The 16,323-nt window shown below is 56.9% G+C and carries 16 protein-coding genes; 2 read left to right on the forward strand and 14 right to left on the reverse strand.

Going from position 1 to position 16,323, the window contains the following annotated elements; genetic code table 11:
• Window positions 1-36: 36 nt before the first annotated feature.
• Window positions 37-438, reverse strand: a complete 402-nt coding sequence (locus PK28_RS00260) for a hypothetical protein (RefSeq protein WP_044510241.1) — start codon at window positions 436-438, stop codon at window positions 37-39.
• Window positions 439-813: 375 nt separating this feature from the next.
• Here PK28_RS00260 and PK28_RS20235 point away from each other — a divergent pair, with 375 nt between their 5' ends.
• Complete coding sequence (locus tag PK28_RS20235) at window positions 814-2,589, forward strand: hypothetical protein (protein WP_156126171.1); 1,776 nt, start codon at window positions 814-816, stop codon at window positions 2,587-2,589.
• Window positions 2,590-2,669: 80 nt separating this feature from the next.
• On the opposite strand, the gene lpdA is transcribed toward PK28_RS20235, so the two are convergent.
• The 3 genes from lpdA to PK28_RS00275 all read right to left on the reverse strand — a co-directional run bounded on the left by lpdA (window position 2,670) and on the right by PK28_RS00275 (window position 6,424).
• Window positions 2,670-4,076, reverse strand: coding sequence for a dihydrolipoyl dehydrogenase (gene lpdA / locus PK28_RS00265; RefSeq protein ID WP_044510243.1), 1,407 nt, complete (start codon window positions 4,074-4,076; stop codon window positions 2,670-2,672).
• Between the two features lie 267 nt (window positions 4,077-4,343).
• Window positions 4,344-4,628, reverse strand: coding sequence for a GIY-YIG nuclease family protein (locus PK28_RS00270; RefSeq protein ID WP_044510245.1), 285 nt, complete (start codon window positions 4,626-4,628; stop codon window positions 4,344-4,346).
• A 128-nt stretch (window positions 4,629-4,756) separates the two neighbouring features.
• A complete protein-coding gene (locus PK28_RS00275) occupies window positions 4,757-6,424 on the reverse strand; it encodes a M1 family metallopeptidase (RefSeq protein ID WP_044510248.1) in 1,668 nt (555 codons plus the stop codon).
• A 170-nt stretch (window positions 6,425-6,594) separates the two neighbouring features.
• On the opposite strand from PK28_RS00275, the gene yedA reads away from it, so the two are divergent.
• Complete coding sequence (gene yedA / locus PK28_RS00280) at window positions 6,595-7,536, forward strand: drug/metabolite exporter YedA (RefSeq protein WP_044510251.1); 942 nt, start codon at window positions 6,595-6,597, stop codon at window positions 7,534-7,536.
• A gap of 10 nt (window positions 7,537-7,546) precedes the next feature.
• Here yedA and PK28_RS00285 read toward each other — a convergent pair whose 3' ends face one another.
• The 10 genes from PK28_RS00285 to PK28_RS00330 form a co-directional block, all read right to left on the reverse strand.
• On the reverse strand, window positions 7,547-8,461 hold the full coding sequence (locus tag PK28_RS00285) for a universal stress protein (protein ID WP_044510254.1): 915 nt from the start codon (window positions 8,459-8,461) through the stop codon (window positions 7,547-7,549).
• Between the two features lie 51 nt (window positions 8,462-8,512).
• The gene (locus PK28_RS00290; protein WP_044510256.1) at window positions 8,513-9,247 is read right to left on the reverse strand and encodes a sulfite exporter TauE/SafE family protein; all 735 of its coding nucleotides are present in this window, start codon (window positions 9,245-9,247) and stop codon (window positions 8,513-8,515) included.
• 44 nt (window positions 9,248-9,291) lie between these two features.
• Complete coding sequence (locus tag PK28_RS00295) at window positions 9,292-9,972, reverse strand: hypothetical protein (protein ID WP_156126172.1); 681 nt, start codon at window positions 9,970-9,972, stop codon at window positions 9,292-9,294.
• A gap of 85 nt (window positions 9,973-10,057) precedes the next feature.
• Entirely contained in the window at window positions 10,058-10,528 is a 471-nt protein-coding gene (locus tag PK28_RS00300) for a FixH family protein (protein WP_044510260.1), read from the reverse strand.
• 41 nt (window positions 10,529-10,569) lie between these two features.
• On the reverse strand, window positions 10,570-11,979 hold the full coding sequence (gene ccoG / locus PK28_RS00305) for a cytochrome c oxidase accessory protein CcoG (RefSeq protein WP_044510262.1): 1,410 nt from the start codon (window positions 11,977-11,979) through the stop codon (window positions 10,570-10,572).
• 70 nt (window positions 11,980-12,049) lie between these two features.
• Window positions 12,050-12,919 carry a cbb3-type cytochrome c oxidase N-terminal domain-containing protein gene (locus PK28_RS00310; protein ID WP_052430499.1) on the reverse strand — a complete coding sequence of 290 codons (870 nt, stop codon included), beginning with the start codon at window positions 12,917-12,919 and terminating at the stop codon, window positions 12,050-12,052.
• Window positions 12,916-13,179, reverse strand: a complete 264-nt coding sequence (locus tag PK28_RS00315) for a hypothetical protein (RefSeq protein WP_044510264.1) — start codon at window positions 13,177-13,179, stop codon at window positions 12,916-12,918. The genes PK28_RS00310 and PK28_RS00315 overlap by 4 nt, the downstream gene beginning before the upstream one ends.
• The gene (locus PK28_RS00320; RefSeq protein ID WP_044510266.1) at window positions 13,173-13,376 is read right to left on the reverse strand and encodes a hypothetical protein; all 204 of its coding nucleotides are present in this window, start codon (window positions 13,374-13,376) and stop codon (window positions 13,173-13,175) included. The genes PK28_RS00315 and PK28_RS00320 overlap by 7 nt, the downstream gene beginning before the upstream one ends.
• 36 nt (window positions 13,377-13,412) lie before the next feature.
• On the reverse strand, window positions 13,413-15,608 hold the full coding sequence (gene ccoN / locus PK28_RS00325) for a cytochrome-c oxidase, cbb3-type subunit I (protein ID WP_044510268.1): 2,196 nt from the start codon (window positions 15,606-15,608) through the stop codon (window positions 13,413-13,415).
• Window positions 15,609-15,727: 119 nt separating this feature from the next.
• Complete coding sequence (locus PK28_RS00330) at window positions 15,728-16,219, reverse strand: DUF4126 family protein (protein WP_044510271.1); 492 nt, start codon at window positions 16,217-16,219, stop codon at window positions 15,728-15,730.
• Window positions 16,220-16,323: the final 104 nt, after the last annotated feature.

Consider the following 16,323-nt stretch of genomic DNA (forward strand, 5'->3'; position numbering starts at 1 on the left):
GCAGGGCGGCGCAAACGGATGGCCTCCCGCTGGCTGTTACTCATCATCAGGACTGGCGGCGGGCTGGCGGCCAAAGTCGTGGCGGGGTTTTCCGGCCTTGGGACTTTTATGGTTTTTATGAGTGGCCGCCGCCTTGGGCGGACTCACCACCTCGGCATCTATTTCCTCCGTTAGGGCCGCCTCTTTGGCCGCGGCCAGCTGCGGCAACGGAATAGTAAAGCCATGGTAAGTTATCTGCCCACCTTCGCGTTTTAGCTTGTCATAATACAGGTAGCCGGCGGCCAATAGCGCAAGGCTGCCCACCAGCTTCTGGCCGGTGCTGAGCTTGGCAATTTCATTGGTCACTTTCCGGAACCGCTTGATAGATAAGGCGGCCCCGTCAATGATGTCGTCGGAAACGCCGTTGTCTTTTGACTTCTTTTTCTTGCTCTTGCCCATACCGGCGTATTCGCAAGCGCCGCCCGGAAGGTTTCCAAACCGATATATTCAGTAGCTTCCGGTTATGAATCAGCCACGAGAATAGAGTAATTCACCCGTGCTACCTTGATCTGGCTCGCAAGCACGGCTTCTTCCTGCACACCATAGAGGCCGACATCCTGGATCTAAGCAAGCTGCTGGAAGGCGAAACCATCACCATTCAGGGCCAGCATTACCAAGTGACGAAGGATGGGTTTAAGCTGGTACAGAAGACGTAATAGCTTCGTTGCTTGTCTTCATAGATCCGACACACACAAACACACATTTTATAAATGATTTGATTGCAGGGTCCAACATTTAATCTATAAAATTATTCCTCAATACTAACACATAAACATGGCAAAAATTGCTTTACAATATTACCAACGACCTTTTCAACTTTTCCATAAATTCATCTCTAACAAGTATACTTCTGACACCAATCATATAAGAACATCTTTCTGGAGTTTAGTGCCTAACGGTGTATATTCGGATATACGCGCACAAGATCTGTTTTGGTCTTACGCAAAGTCATTAGAAAGCAAGTCAGGAAAAATAGTAGGCCAGTATTCAATGGCATACTGGCTTCACTTATCACGAAGAATAGGAATAAATAGCGGAGGACCCAATAAGGAAGCATCAACAATTGAAACTAATAGAATTAATATAATTGCGTTAATTCAAAAATACGGGACTAAAACAATATGCAACCATATAAACACATCGAAAGAAATAGATATAAAATCCATATTTAACGGTTTACTTCTAAGCAAGGAATTTGAATATGAACGAAAAATCATTGAACAATCTCCCAGTCAATTAGTATTAACAGATTTTGATCACAATAATTTATTAGAATACTACGAAGTTGAAAAGATATCATATGAACTCTGGGTATGCGGCGCGAAACTAAGAGCAATTGGAAAAGGAGCTAAAGTACACGTAAGCCAAGCCCTACCTGAGTTCTTCATTGAGGAAAGGGATAATAACCTGGCTAGGCTTATTGAAAACTATGATAACAGATTAAGCTCGACTTCAGCAAGTGAGACAGGAACGATGTTTCAAGAAGCAAAGCCTAAAAGTTCATCACTCATACTTTTACCAATTCTTAATGTACAAGGCGAGTCCATTGCCTACATGAATGATTTTTTTAAGAGCAATTTAAATTTTATAATTAGTGACGAACAAGCAGTAAATTATCTACTGATACCATATCCTATAAGAAAGTATTTAAAGTCTCACCTACCTTTTGAAAAGGACTTCATTAAGCAAAACAAAGTTAATTTTAAGCATATCATCACATTAATTACCTCTCTTTGTTGGCGTGCACTACATCTAACAATTGAGGAAAGAAGTTCAATTTATATAAATTGGATATCAAGGGGTTATGAGGGACCATCTACTAAAGAAGGAATAATAGGAGAAGCATATTATTATAGCCCGATTGCAGGGAAAATTCTCAAAGAAGAGGAAACAACCATAGAACAACTTACTTCCGCATTTGAGTATCTAGAAAACCGTCACCAAGAGAACGTTAACATATTCGACCGAGGCACCTTAAAATTACTTATACAAACAGGAGAAAACCATTACTTCATAGATTATTCACTTATACCAATAATACTAAATAACCTATTCGATAAGATAAGCTTAAATGAACACGGGTTCAGAGGACCTCTCTTTGAAGAAGCAATTGAAAAAAAATCTTATTTACCAACAACACCGTGCAAAGGACTCGATAGATCAAGTAAACAAATTGATTTTTCACATCTTATAGGAGACGTATTAATAATAGCCGAGTGCAAGGCGGCAGCAAGAAGGTCCTCATTTTTTAATGGCTCACACAATGCTTTAAAACTGCGCGAATCTAAAGTAATCGAGAAAGGCATTACTCAGATAGAACAAAAAGCACAATGGCTTATACAGCACAAAAAAGGAACAAATTATAACATTGAGAATGTAAAATATATAATACCAGTGGCAATTTCTCCTTTCGTTGAGTATATACCTTATACTAGCAAAAGATATTGGCTAAATGATATACTTCCGAGAGTATTGTCAATTGATGAATTTTTAGAATTAATAAATAGTTTCGATATTTCCGATATTAAATACAATATCGTCGAAATATAGTTACTTAATTTCTAATAAATAAAAATAGACTGAAACCCATAGAGTTTCAGCCTATTTTTATTTCTACTGCAAGCGCAGTATTACATGTGAATAGCCCGGTTCTCCGTTGCCGCTAAACACGCTTCCTTCATAGCTTCAGCGTAGGTAGGGTGGGCGTGGCTCATGCGGGCTACGTCCTCGGCGGAGGCGCGGAACTCCATGGCCGTTACGGCTTCGGCAATGAGGTCGGCGATGCGCGGGCCGATCATGTGTACGCCCAGGATTTCGTCGGTTTCCTTGTCGGCCAGCACTTTCACGAAGCCGTCGAGGTCCATGGAGGCGCGGGCGCGGCCCGAGGCACGGAAGGGGAAGTTGCCGGTTTTGTAGGCCTTGCCCATTTCCTTCAGCTGCTCTTCGGTGTAGCCCACACCGGCCACTTCCGGCCAGGTGTACACCACCCCGGGGATGAGCAGGTAGTTGATGTGCGGCTTCTGCCCCACAATGGTTTCGGCTACGAACACGCCTTCTTCCTCAGCCTTGTGGGCCAGCATAGCGCCGCGCACCACGTCGCCGATGGCGTAGATGCCGGGCACGTTGGTTTGCAGGTGCTCATCAACCTTAATGCGGCCGCGCTCTTCCATTGCTACGCCGGCGGCTTCCAGGTTGAGGCCCGCGGTGTAGGGCACGCGGCCCACGGCCACCAGGCAGTAGTCGCCCTCAAACTTCACTTCCTCGCCCTTGGGATTGGTAGCGGTTACCGTCACGGCGTCGCCCGCGCGGGTAGCACCGGTTACTTTGTGGCTCAGGAAAAACTCGATGCCGATTTTGCCCAGAATGCGCTTCAGCTCCTTGCCGAGGCCGCGGTCCATGGTGGGAATCAGCGAGTCCATGAACTCCACCACCGATACTTTGGCGCCGAGGCGGGCGTACACGGAAGCCATTTCCAGCCCGATTACGCCGCCGCCAATCACAATCATGTGCTTGGGCACTTCCCGGATGTTCAGGGCCTCGGTGCTGGTGATGATGCGCTCCTTGTCCTGCGCAATAAAGGGCAGCACGGTGGGCTTAGAGCCGGTAGCAATGATGACGTTTTTGGTCTCAATCTGCTGGGCCTCGCCACCGGCGGTGGGCGCAATGCTAATGTGGTTTTTATCGACGAACGAACCGACGCCATGCAGCACGTCGATTTTGTTCTTCTTCATCAGGAACGCAATGCCGTCGGTATTGGCCTTCACCACCCCGTTTTTACGGTCGATGAGCTGGTTCATGTTGATTTGCAGGTCGCTCAGCTCAATGCCATGTTCCTTGAAGGTGGTGTGGGCATTGTGGAAGTGCTCCGTGGAATCGAGGAGGGCCTTGCTGGGGATGCAGCCTACGTTGAGGCAGGTGCCGCCCAGGGTGTCGTACTTCTCAATAAGGGCCGTTTTGAGGCCGAGCTGGGCGCAGCGGATGGCCGCCACATAACCGCCCGGCCCGGAGCCGATGACGGTAACGTCGTATTGGTTCATAGTCAGCGGATGAATTCGGTGGGAATCAACGGGCGCGAAGGTACGGACGGTGAAGTTGTGAAGTGGGGAAAAGGATGAAATGATATTGTGTCATTGCGAGGAGGCACGACGAAGCAATCCGTCCTCAAAGTACCAGACACTTCCTTTACCAGAAAGCCCTTGATGTGTGGTGTGTCAAGGGCTTTCTGGTTTATTAAGGCTTAGCACATTTCAGAGGACGGATTGCTTCGTCGTGCCTCCTCGCAATGACACTGGAGTAATGACACATTACTGCAGCGTATCAAACAGCTCCTGCCACTCCGGATTGAACTCCTGGATCAGATTCAGCTTTTTCTGGCGGGAGCCGGCTTTTAGCTGTTTTTCCCGGTCGATGGCGGTTTTGATTTCGGTGTACTGCTCCCAGTAGAGCAGCTTATGCACATTGTACTTTTTGGTAAATCCTGGGTAGGTGCCCGTTTTGTGCTCGTGTACCCGGCGTAGCAGGTTGTTGGTTACGCCGATGTAGAGCACGGTGTGGTTTGCGTTGGTCAGGATATACACATAGTAGGGCATGGGCAGTGCTGCCTGGGAGAGGGGGTTTCTGGAAGGGCGTGCAAAAGAAGGCTTTCTGGTAAAAGGGCGTTGGTCACGTTTTAGAGGACGGATTGCTTCGTCGTGCCTCCTCGCAATGACACGCCCCCCTACTCTACCAGCACCCCGATGTAGTAGTTCTGGGTATCGACTTCCAGGTTGTCTTTGTTGAGGCCGGGTACATCCAGGGGCTGGAATTTGCGGGTGAGCTTCACGCGCTGGTACTCGCCGCCTTTGGTGCGCAGGCGCACGGGCATATCGAAGGCCGGCTCATCGGCAATCCAGCGGGCCAGGGGCTTGCCATCGGGGGCGAAGCGCACTTCCAGCGTAGGAATGTTGGGGTGGCGCAGGTACTGGTCGAAAATGGGCGTGAGGTTCTGGCCGCTCTGCTGGTTGATGTAGTCGATAACCTGCTCCGTCGTTACGGTCTGGTGATAGAACTGCTGACCCAGGCCGCGCAGGATCTGCCGCCATTTGGTGTCGTCGTTCACCGTGAGGCGCAGCATGTGGAGCATAGCCGCGCCTTTGGGGTACATGTCGCCGGAGCCTTCCTTGTTTACCCCGTATGGCCCAATGATGGGCTGGTCGTTGCTGATCCATTTGCGCTGGCCGTGAATGTAGGCCGCAGCGGCCACGGGGCCATCCTGCTGCTCCACAAACATGGCCTCGGTGTAGGTGGTAAAGCCTTCATGAATCCACATATCAGCAATATCCTTGCTGGTAATGTTGTTGCCGAACCACTCGTGGCCGCTTTCGTGGATGATGATAAAGTCCCACTTCAGGCCGTAGCCGGTATCGGAACGGTCCTGGCCGAGGTAGCCGTTCTGGTATTTATTGCCGTAGGCCACGGCGCTCTGGTGCTCCATACCCAGGTGCGGGGCATCTACCAGCTTAAAGCCATCCTTGTAAAACGGGTACGGCCCAAACCAGTACTCAAACGCCTTCAGCATGGGCTTTACGTTGGCGGCAAAGTGGGTTTTGGCTTTGCTGAGGTTCTCGGGCAGCACCCAGTAATCCAGCGTGAGCTTGCCTTTCTCGCCATTGAAGGTGTCGGAGAAATGTTGGTAGTCGCCCACGTTCAGGGCCACATCGTAGTTGTTGATGGGGTTGTCCACAAACCAGTCGTAGCGCGAGTAGCCGCCTTTCAGCTTGGTAACCTTGCGCAGGCGGCCGTTGGAAACATCCTTCAGGCCCTTGGGCACCGAGATGCTGATGAGCATGGAATCTACCTCATCGGCCTGGTGGTCTTTGGTGGGCCACCAGATGCTGGCGCCCACGCCCTGGCAGGCCGAGGCCACCCACGGCTTGCCCTTGGCATCCTTGGTAAACACCAGCCCCCCATCCCAGGGCGCTTTCTTGGCCACGGTGGGTTTCCCCGAGTAGTACACCCGAAACTCGTCCTTAGCGCCCTGCCGGATAGCCTGCGGGAACGTCACGAACACGGCGTTGGCCTCCCGCGTGAACGGCACCGACTGCCCGTGGTAGTCCACCTTTTCCACTTTCAGGTTGTCGAACAGATCAAACTGCAGCCTGGTGAAGTCCTGGGTGGCCGTGAAGCGGAACAGGTTGGAGCCGCTGAGGGAGCGGTTGTCCACGTCCAGCTTCACATCCAGGTGGTAGTAATTGATGTCGTAGCAGGTGCGCAGCGGCGTGAGGGCACCGCGCAAAGAATCGGCGCGGGTGAAGGTGGCTTTGGGCTGCATCAGCTGGGCCTGGGCGGCCTGGGTCAGAGTCAGGCTCAGCAGCAGAACGGGGAGCAGGAGAAATTTTCGGGTCATAAAAAGGGCGAGGGTGCGGAACGAGGCCCAAGGTAAGGCTTCCGTTAAAGACCTCAACCAGACGCCTGCGTTGCCGCACTTGCCGGGGCCGATTCTGAAAATCAGCAAGATTCCGGCGCAACCCGCCGGGTATTCTGGTGTAGGTTTGCGCTGAACTCAGTACTTCCGTTATGTCTCGTCCGGCTCGCGCCTCCTTTCTACTGGCTTTTGCCGCTCTTTATATCATCTGGGGGTCTACCTATCTGGGCATCCGCTTCGCTATTGATTCCATTCCGCCCCTGCTGATGGCCGGCACGCGCTATGCCCTGGCCGGCGCGCTGCTCTACAGCTTTATGCGGCTGCGCGGCGCCCCGGCGCCCACCGCCCAAGGCTGGCTGCACGCAGTGGTTATCGGGGTGTGTCTGCTGGGCTTCGGCAATGGTGGCGTAACCCTGGGCGAGCAGTATATTCCTACGGGGCTGGCGGCGCTGCTGGTAGCCACGGTACCTATGTTTCTGGCCCTGCTGGGCTGGCTGAGCGGTATTTCGGCAAGGCCCACGGCCTGGGTAACGCTGGGGCTGGGCTGCGGACTGGCGGGCGTGTACCTGCTGGCGCGTACGCCCGGCGCCTCGCACGTAGCCATTCCCGGCCACGAGGGCATTGGCATTGCCTGCGTGCTCACGGCCGCGCTGGTGTGGGCCATTGGCTCGCTCTACTCCAAGAAAAAGCAGCCCGCCTCCTCCCCCTTCGTGTCGGGAGGGATGCAGATGCTGTGCGGTGGCCTGGCCATGATTGTGGTGGGCCTGTTGCGCGGCGAGGCTACGGGCTTTCACGTGGCGGCTATTACTACCAAGTCGTGGATAGCCTATGCTTACCTGGTTACGTTTGGCTCCATTGTGGCCTTCACGGCCTACATCTGGCTGCTGCGCCACGTAGAGCCCGCCTTGGCCGGCACCTATGCCTTTGTAAACCCCGTAGTGGCCGTGCTGCTGGGCTGGGCTTTTGCGGGCGAAACCCTGAATGCCCAGATGCTGGGCGGGGCCGCGCTGATTGTCATTGCCGTAGTGCTGGTGGTATTAGGTGGCCGCCGAAAGGCTCCCGCGCGTCCGCTGGAAGCTTCCCGGGTGGCCTAAGCCCTCTACACTAGCCCAAAGTAAAGCCGGCCGCGGAAAGGGGAATAGTTGTTTGCATTTCCGGAAGGGCCATGCGGGAGGCGCAGCGGGCACAGCAGTGCACCGCGGGCGTAGCCGGATTGGCGCGCAGCAGCAGTACCGGAATCTGCTGGTGGTAGGCCAGCGTGGTGGTGTGGCAGGTATCGAAGAAGCGGCAAAGCTGAGCCTCGTCCGTGGGGGCCAGAATAAGAAGCTGGGCCTGCACGTGGGCGCAGTACTCGCTGATGCCTTCTACCATATCATCATCTTCCAACAGCTGCACATTAACCTGCGGCCACGTCAGCTGACGGCGGCTGGCGGCTAGTGCCCGCTTAAAGCCCGCCATATTCTGGCGCTGCTCCCGGCCATACACCTGCACCAATTCCATTTGTCCGGGCAGGGCATCGGCCAGGGCCGAAAGGCGGGGCAGGGCGCTCAGGCTCAGCTGGGTGAAATCAGTGGCAAATACCAGGCGCGTAGGCAGGGGCCGCCGGCCGGGCGGCACCACCAGCACCGGGCAGCGCACCAGGGAGCTTACGCGCACGGGGTGCGTATCCGTCATGGCCTTGGCGGGGCAATGCGTGTGCTCCAGACCCATCACTACCAAATCGGCGGCGCTCTGGCTTACCACCTCCGCAATATGCTCAGGCAGGGTGCCGGCCAGAGCCCGGAAATGGTAGTGCAGGCGCCGGGCATCCTGACGCACCAGCTGCTGGTAGCGCATGCGCTCCACGTGGTTTTGCATGCGGGTGAGCAGGGCATCTTCGTCGGTGCTGGAAAGCGCGGGGCCGGGCTGGCAAAACAGCAGTACCAGGTTGGCGCGCCACCGCACAGCCAGCTTATTGGCGTAAGCCAAGGCATATTCGTCGGAGGCCGTGAGCGTCAGGGGAATGAGAATGGTTTTCATGGAAAAGAGAGTTCGGGCCTGAAAATCGACGAAGAGAAAGATGAAGGAAAATTACCGGCACTGATGCACCGTGAGCGGCTGCGCGGCAACTGTAGTGGTAATGGCAGTAGCAGGCTGGCTGAGCGCCGGGCTTACATAAGGGATACCCAGTCCCAGCCCGCGCAGAATAAACAGAGCCGCCATAAGCGTAGCGCCCACCGGCACCGCCGCCCGCAACCGGGCGCGCCACTGCAGCGGCACCAGCCGCCCCGTTAAAGACAGCGCCAGCATCAGGGGCACTGTACCCAGCCCAAACAAAGCCATATACAGCATAGCGCCCGGCACACCCGGCGCGCTAATGGCCCCGGCCAATGCCAGATACACCATGCCGCAGGGCAGCAGGCCATTGAGAAGGCCGGTGGTGTAGAGGGCGCGGGCGGTGGGCTGCTGGAAGTAGTAAACCAACCGATTTTTCACGGCGGCCAGCACCCGGCTCAACCCCAGCACCTCGGCCGCGCGACCGGTGTAGCGCTCCGGCACGGCCACCAGCAGCAGAATCAGCAGGCCCGAGGCAATGGACAAGCCCTGCTGCCAGCCGGCCAGGCGCAGGCTCTGGCCTGCTAGGCCGGCCAGGGCCCCCAGCAGGGTGTAAGTAGTTACGCGGCCCAGGTTGTAAAGCACCCGGCCCCGCACATAGCGCCAGCCCACCGGGTTGTTCTGGCCCGGCAGCGCCAGCGCAATAGCTCCGCACATGCCCACGCAGTGAAAGCTACCCAGCAACCCGAATAAGAAACCAGCCCAGAGCATGACGAAGAGAGAAACCTGTTATAAAAACGCTGCGGCGAAGCTGCTTACTTGGGGCAGGCGCCGCGCATATCAATGAACACCAGCCGCCAGCGCCCACCAGCCCCCGCCGATTTGGAGAAGTGATACTGGTAGCCGGTGCGCGTTTGCAGCACCGAGCCCATAGCCCGCCCCTGCGCGGCCTGGCCCTGCTGCCGGGTGCCCCCCTTAATGGCGGCCTGCGGCCAGAAGTTAAGCGCCCGAAAACCCGTGGCCGATGCGCTAAAGCAGCCTTCGGCGGGGAAGGTGCCGGCCGGGCAGCTGGCGGTGGGTAGTTTGGTAACCGCCGTGGGCGCGGCACAGGTCATTAGCGTTTTTTCCAGGTTGAAAAGCGGCTGCTGTTCCTGGCTGCGGAAGTTGCTCACATTGGCCACCCGGGTGACCAACGGCGTGTTGCCGGCCTTTTCCAGAATCCAGAGGCCATATTCGGGGTCCATTAGCTGGTTCAGCACCTGGGCATCGTGGCCGCGCAGTGCGCCGTCCAGCATCAGCCAGGCCCCGGTTAGGGAGGTGTCCGAGGGCATCACGGCGTTTTCGGTTTTAGCCGCGGCCGGATCGGGTTTGGCCGGCCGGGACGGCAGTACCTTCACCGTTGCCGGACCGGTGGGCTGGTCGGGCATGCCGTTAGGATTCTTGACATCTCCGCAGGAAGCCAGCAACAGACCCAGAACAGGAAGAAGGCGTTTCATAAGCAGGACGTGAGCGGCGCGGCCCGGTGGGCCGCCTATAAGGAACAGGGGCTTCCGCGGATTAAGCGGCAAAGCCAGGAAGTGGTCAGATGGAAAGCTCCTTCTCCAGGAAATACTGCTGGCCACCGGCCGTAAACTCTACCCGCAGCCGCCACAGACCGGGTTGCAGCTTACTGGTGCTCAGCTGCTGCCGTGCCGGCTTGCCCGCGGGCGTGAAGGGCAGCTTAAAATCCAGCTTCTGATCGGAAGGCCGGAAGAAGTGCAGCGTGCCCTGCACCGTTTGCCTGGCCAAAGCCTCCGGCAGCTGCAGCGTGATGCGCTGGGTAGCGGCATCGTAGGCCACCTGCACCGGCGCGGGCAAAGCCGCCGTGCGCGCTACTGACTCCATGCGCTGCTGGTAGGCCAGCTCCTGCTGGTAGTAGTCGGTGCTGACCAGGTCTACCTGCGTGCGCATGGCCTGCTGCACCATGTAGCCAATGTAGCCGGCAAACAGCACGAAGGCCGCAATAATAGCGTAGGGCCAGAGGGTGCGTTTTTGAGGGGCGGGAGTAACCATGATATACTGGAATGAGAATCGTCGGAGAAGCAGGGGCTCCGCTACTGCGGCGGGCCCAGAAATTTGGTATTGGTTTCCGTAATCAGCTTGTCGCCGCTAAACACCCCGATGCGGATTTTCTGGTTGGTGGCGTGCAGCGCCGACTTCGGCAGCTCGGCAAAAAACACGCCTTCCGTCAGGCCCTGGGCCGGCAGCGTGAGGCCATCTTTGCCCACCAGAGAAATAGTACCGCCGGCGGGTTCCAGCACCTTCAGAGTGATGGGGTACGGATGGTTGGTTTTGTTGATGACGGAGATATTGTACAGGTTGGAAATAGTGCCCCGCTCCGTTTTCTGGAACAGCTGGCCCGGCGTGCGGAGCACCGTGGCCTGCACGTTGGAGCGCGACACCAGCAGGAACGTGAGGCCCATCAGCAACACTACCAGCACCGCCGAAAGGGCTTTCATGCGGCCGGTGAGGCGGAACCTGGTGCCGTTGGCAATGTCGTTTTCCGAGGCATGGCGGATCAGCCCTTTCGGCAGATCAATCATGGCCATGATGTTGTTGCAGGCATCGATGCAGGCCGTGCAGTTAGTGCATTCCAGCTGCTGGGCGCCGTTGCGGATATCAATGCCGGTGGGGCAAACCTGCACGCACTGGTAGCAGTCGATACAGTCGCCGGCGGTGCGCTCCTGGTTTTTGCGCAGCTTCTCGCGGGGCTCGCCGCGCTTGTAGTCATAGGCTACTACCAGGCTGTCTTTATCAAGTAGCACGCCCTGCAGGCGGCCGTAGGGGCAGGCAATGGTGCACACCTGCTCCCGAAACTTGGCAAACACCGCGTAAAAAACGCCCGTGAACACCACCATGGAGGCCAGGCCGCCCAGGTGCGCCGTCAGCGGATCGGTAATGATCTTCACCAGCGCATCAGACCCAATAATGTAGGCCAGGAAGGTGTTGGCAATCAGAAACGAAATCAGCAGAAACAGCGCGTGCTTGGTGGTTTTGCGCCAGATTTTATTCCAGGTCCAGTCGGCGCGGTCCAGGGCTTTCTGCTGGGGTGCGTCGCCTTCAATCCAGTACTCTATGCGGCGGAAAACAAACTCCAGAAAGATAGTTTGGGGGCACACCCAGCCGCAGAAAATGCGGCCGTACACTATCGTAAACAGAATAATGAACAGCAGGAATGCCAGCGCGCCCACCAGCAGAATAAAGAAATCCTGGGGCCAGAAGATCTGTCCGAAGATGATGAACTTCCGCTCGGGCAGGTTCAGCATCAGCAGCGGCAGCTCCTGAAAGCGCAGCCAGGGGCCCACAAACAGCAGGGCCAGCAGGGCGTAGCTAATCCACTTGCGGGCGCGGTACAGCGGGCCGCTGGGCTTCTTCGGATACAGCCACACACGCTTGCCCTCCGCATCTACCGTGGAGATGGTGTCGCGAAAGTCGTCGTTGGGTTGAAAAGTGGTAACGGACATAGCGGGTGGCGCGGGCTTATGGCAGCAGCGCCTGAACGGTGAGAAACGAATGCGGACGGAGCAGCCCGGATTAAAGCTCTTTTTCGCCCTGGGGCTCTTTAGCGTTGGCGGGTTTCGAACCTTTGAGGCTCTCGATGTAAGAAGACACCTGCAGAATCTGCTTGCTGGCCAGCTTACCCTTCCAGGCCACCATGCCTTTGCTGGTGACGCCGAACTTGATGGTCTTGTACACGTGGTTGATGTCGCCGCCATGCAGCCAGTATTCGTCGGTCAGGTTGGGGCCTACTTTGCCCTCGGCATTGGGGCCGTGGCAGGGCGCGCAGTTAGTGGCGAAGATGGTTTTACCGGCATCCAGATCGGCCGGAGTTTTCAGGGCTGTGTAGGTGGTCAGCTTGTTGGGGTCGTCGTTGTCGGCGGATACCAGCAGCGTGGCCTGGCGCATTTCGGTTTCGTACTCGGCCAGCTGCAGCTGCCCGGCATTGGCCACGTGGTAGTAGCCCATATAGGCCACGGCAAACAGAATAGTCACGTAGAAGCCGTATTTCCACCACGGCGGCAGGTCGTTGTCGAACTCCGTGATGCCGTCGTAGTCGTGGCCCATCAGCTCGTCCTTGTTCTTGCCCACTACCAGGGCCGTGTCGCCGATGAGCAGGCCTACTACTTTGCCGCTCCAGGTGTCGTGCACGGTGGGCAGCTCGTAGAGCTTGCGCAGCTGGGGCTTCATCTTCACTACTATCATCGTGAAGAGCAGCACAAACACCAGGAGCACCAGCAGCAGCGTGCTCAGCAAAAACCAGAACAGCATCACCTGCGTGTCGGGTCCGGCAGGTTTGGCCGGAGCGGCCGCCGCTTCGGCCGGAGCCTGCGCCAGGGCTGTGCCGGCCTGCAGCAGCAGAGCAGCGGCCAGGGGCCAGCGGGAAGTCAGTTTAGAAGTTATCATATAGATGCTCCTTTCTCAGTGGAGTTGTTTTGATCGTGGCTGGCAGCGTCCTGCGATATGGGGTGATGTTGAATGGCCGCTGCGGCCGAGGCGCCCGTAACCAGGGTAACTATCAGGACGATGCCCAGAATGCCCAGCAGCAGCCAGAACAGAATGCTGGAGCCAGAGGTAGCGGGGGCCGCGGCGGGCGTTTGCGCGGCGGCTAAGTAGCCGGTGAGCAGGCCGGTGGCCGTCAGCAGCACAGTGCGTTTAGCTAACATAGCGCGTCAGATTCTGCGTGAGTGGCCGGGGCTTCATCGTCGCCGAGCAGGGGCATCAGGCTCATGGTGTGCAGGTGCTGGCGGTTGGCGATAACCACCCAAATCAGCAGCCCCAGGAAGAAGAGGAAGAAGATGACAAAGGAGATAAGCGGGTATATCTCAATGCCAGTGATGGATTCCAAAACATTCTTGTACATAGCGGTAGTGCAGTTTGAAGGAGTGGATGCCGAACTTTACTGGGCCGAGGCGGCCGCCTGCTCCGGCTTCACTTTGATATCGGTACCCAGGCGCTGCAGGTAAGCAATGAGGGCCACAATTTCCTTGTCCGATTTCACTTCGATTTGCTCTTTCTTCAGCTCCTGCACAATGCCGTCGGCCTGGCGGCGGGCATCGGCCACAGCCTGCTTGTCGTAGCCGGCGGGGTAGGGCGTGCCCAGGCCCTGGAGTACCCGAATTTTCTTAGGCAGCGTGGAGTAGTCAATGTCGTTCTCAAACAGCCAGGGGTAAGGCGGCATGATGGAGCCCGGCGACATGCTGGTAGGGTCCAGCATGTGGTTGTAGTGCCAGGAGTGCGGGTACTTGGCGCCCACGCGGTGCAAATCGGGACCGGTGCGCTTGCTGCCCCACAGGAAGGGACGGTCGTACACAAACTCGCCGGCTTTTGAGTACTCGCCGTAGCGCTCCGTCTCGGAGCGGAAGGGGCGCACCATCTGGGTGTGGCAGTTAGAGCAGCCTTCCTTGATGTAGATGTCGCGGCCCTGCAATTCCAGGGAGGTGTAAGGCTTCACCGAGGCAATGGTGGGCACGTTCGACTTGATCAGGAACGTGGGAATCATCTCCACGGCCCCACCAATACCGATGGCCACGGTAGCCCAAACGGCCATTTGCACGGGGCGGCGCTCAATCCAGCGGTGCCAGTGGCCGGCATCGGCGTGAGGGTCTTCGGTGGCGGGCAGCAGGGCGGGCGCCTGGGCTTTTTCATCGGCCAGCAGCGAGCCGGCCCGGGCAGTTTTCACCAGGTTGTACAGCATCAGGAATACGCCGCTCAGGTAGAGCACCCCGCCAATACCGCGCAGGTAGTACATGGGTACAATCTGCAGCACGGTTTCCAGGAAGTTGGGGTACTGCAGCATGCCCTCGGCATTGAACTGCTTCCACATCAGGCCCTGGGTAAAGCCGGCCCAGTACATGGGCAGGGCGTAGAACAGGATGCCGATGGTGCCAATGAGGAAGTGGGTGTTAGCCAGCTTCTTGGAGTACAGGGGCGTGCGGTACAGGCGGGGCCACAGCCAGTAGAGCATGGCAAAGGTGAGGAAGCCGTTCCAGCCCAGAGCACCCACGTGCACGTGCGCTACAATCCAGTCGGTAAAGTGGGCAATGGCGTTTACGTTTTTCAGGCTGAGCATGGGCCCTTCGAAGGTGGCCATGCCGTAGGCCGTAATGGCCACTACCAGGAACTTCAGCACGGGCTCTTCGCGCACCTTATCCCAGGCGCCGCGCAGCGTGAGCAAACCGTTGATCATGCCGCCCCAGCTGGGCGCCAGCAGCATCACGGAGAAAGCCACGCCCAGGCTCTGGGCCCAGTCGGGCAGGGAGGTATACAACAGGTGGTGAGGACCGGCCCAGATGTAAATGAAAATCAGCGACCAGAAGTGAATGATAGACAGGCGGTAAGAATACACCGGCCGGCCCGCTGCCTTGGGCAGGAAGTAGTACATCAAACCCAGGTAGGGCGTGGTCAGGAAGAAGGCCACGGCGTTGTGGCCGTACCACCACTGCACCAGCGCATCCTGCACGCCGGCGTAGGCAGAGTAGCTTTTCATGAAGCTCACCGGCACCGCCATAGAGTTCACAATGTGCAGCACCGCTACGGTAATGAACGTGGCAATGTAAAACCAGATACCCACGTACAGGTGCCGCTCGCGCCGCTGGGCAATGGTGCCGAACATGTTCCAGCCGAACACCACCCACACCAGCGTAATAGCAATATCAATGGGCCACTCCAGCTCGGCGTACTCCTTGCTGGTGGTGAAGCCCATGGGCAGGGAAATCAGCGCGCTCAGAATAATCAGCTGCCAGCCCCAGAAGTGCAGCTTGCTGAGCTTCTTGGAGTACATGGGCGTTTTGCACAGGCGCTGCAGCGAATAGTACACGCCCATGAAAATACCGTTGCCCACGAAGGCAAAAATCACGGCATTGGTGTGCAGCGGCCGGATGCGCCCGAACGTGGTGAACGAGGTGTGCATGTTCACGTCGGGCTGGGCCAGCTGAAACGCCGCCAGGATACCGACCAGCATACCGGCAATGCCCCAGAAGATGGTGGCAATGCCGAAATCACGAACAATCTTGTTGTCGTAGAAGAACGTCTCGAGGGCCCGCGTGGGTGGTGCCTGCGGCTGGGCTACCTGCGGTTTCGGGTCAACTATCATACAGAAAAGGACCTTTATAGAAGTAGTGGTTTTACTTCTTCAAAGGTCCTTTTCAGGGGGCAGGCAAAAGATGACGAAAGTCAGTTGCCGGTCTGATTGATGTCAGCCCGACAGGCGGATTATTGCCGGGGCTGGTAGTTATGCAGCAGGGATTTGCCGCCGGCCACTACCAGCGCATCCTCAATAAAGCCCGTCCAGGGCTCCTTGGTGGTGCCGCTGTTATCGGCCAGCTTGCGCAGGGCAAACGCCCCGAAGGTGCCGGCCAGGGCGCCCAGCCCACCCACCGCCGCACCGCGCAATAGCTTCTGGCGGTTGAGCTTATACAGGGCCGCACCCACCAGCGCGCCGGAAAGCGTGCGGCCCACCACACTCACGGGCTCGGTGCGGTTGGGCATCGTGGGCAGCTTGTCGCCTACCATTTCGGCCCCGGCCAGGGCTTTCAACCCCGCGGAAACGGCCCCGTTCTGCAGCCAGCTGAATTTAGAGTGCGCCAGCCGCCCCGAAGGCTGCTCCCGCAACGCGCCGCTCAGCAAGGCCGGCGCCGACATACTCCGCATGCCGGCAATTACGCCCATGCCCATTGTTTTCCAGAAAGCCGAAGAAGAAGCCATACGTATATCCGTTATATCATCAGAAAGTAAGACTGCTGCTTACGGCCATTGGCGGCAGATGGCTGCCTTCAAGTAGCGCGAACTGTAATCCGAACAGTAGCACG

Source organism: Hymenobacter sp. DG25B (genome assembly GCF_000801315.1).
Lineage (GTDB): Bacteria > Bacteroidota > Bacteroidia > Cytophagales > Hymenobacteraceae > Hymenobacter.

Excerpts from the sequence above, each read along its gene's own strand:
- PK28_RS00270 (WP_044510245.1), bottom strand. The coding sequence starts at position 4,628 with ATGCCCTACTATGTGTATATCCTGACCAACGCAAACCACACCGTGCTC.
- PK28_RS00285 (WP_044510254.1), bottom strand. The coding sequence starts at position 8,461 with ATGAAAACCATTCTCATTCCCCTGACGCTCACGGCCTCCGACGAATAT.
- PK28_RS00320 (WP_044510266.1), bottom strand. The coding sequence starts at position 13,376 with ATGTACAAGAATGTTTTGGAATCCATCACTGGCATTGAGATATACCCG.
- PK28_RS00260 (WP_044510241.1), bottom strand. The coding sequence starts at position 438 with ATGGGCAAGAGCAAGAAAAAGAAGTCAAAAGACAACGGCGTTTCCGAC.
- lpdA (WP_044510243.1), bottom strand. The coding sequence starts at position 4,076 with ATGAACCAATACGACGTTACCGTCATCGGCTCCGGGCCGGGCGGTTAT.
- PK28_RS00315 (WP_044510264.1), bottom strand. The coding sequence starts at position 13,179 with ATGTTAGCTAAACGCACTGTGCTGCTGACGGCCACCGGCCTGCTCACC.
- ccoN (WP_044510268.1), bottom strand. The coding sequence starts at position 15,608 with ATGATAGTTGACCCGAAACCGCAGGTAGCCCAGCCGCAGGCACCACCC.
- PK28_RS00330 (WP_044510271.1), bottom strand. The coding sequence starts at position 16,219 with ATGGCTTCTTCTTCGGCTTTCTGGAAAACAATGGGCATGGGCGTAATT.
- PK28_RS00300 (WP_044510260.1), bottom strand. The coding sequence starts at position 10,528 with ATGGTTACTCCCGCCCCTCAAAAACGCACCCTCTGGCCCTACGCTATT.
- PK28_RS00275 (WP_044510248.1), bottom strand. The coding sequence starts at position 6,424 with ATGACCCGAAAATTTCTCCTGCTCCCCGTTCTGCTGCTGAGCCTGACT.
- PK28_RS00310 (WP_052430499.1), bottom strand. The coding sequence starts at position 12,919 with ATGATAACTTCTAAACTGACTTCCCGCTGGCCCCTGGCCGCTGCTCTG.
- PK28_RS00295 (WP_156126172.1), bottom strand. The coding sequence starts at position 9,972 with ATGAAACGCCTTCTTCCTGTTCTGGGTCTGTTGCTGGCTTCCTGCGGA.
- PK28_RS00290 (WP_044510256.1), bottom strand. The coding sequence starts at position 9,247 with ATGCTCTGGGCTGGTTTCTTATTCGGGTTGCTGGGTAGCTTTCACTGC.
- PK28_RS20235 (WP_156126171.1), top strand. The coding sequence starts at position 814 with ATGGCAAAAATTGCTTTACAATATTACCAACGACCTTTTCAACTTTTC.
- yedA (WP_044510251.1), top strand. The coding sequence starts at position 6,595 with ATGTCTCGTCCGGCTCGCGCCTCCTTTCTACTGGCTTTTGCCGCTCTT.
- ccoG (WP_044510262.1), bottom strand. The coding sequence starts at position 11,979 with ATGTCCGTTACCACTTTTCAACCCAACGACGACTTTCGCGACACCATC.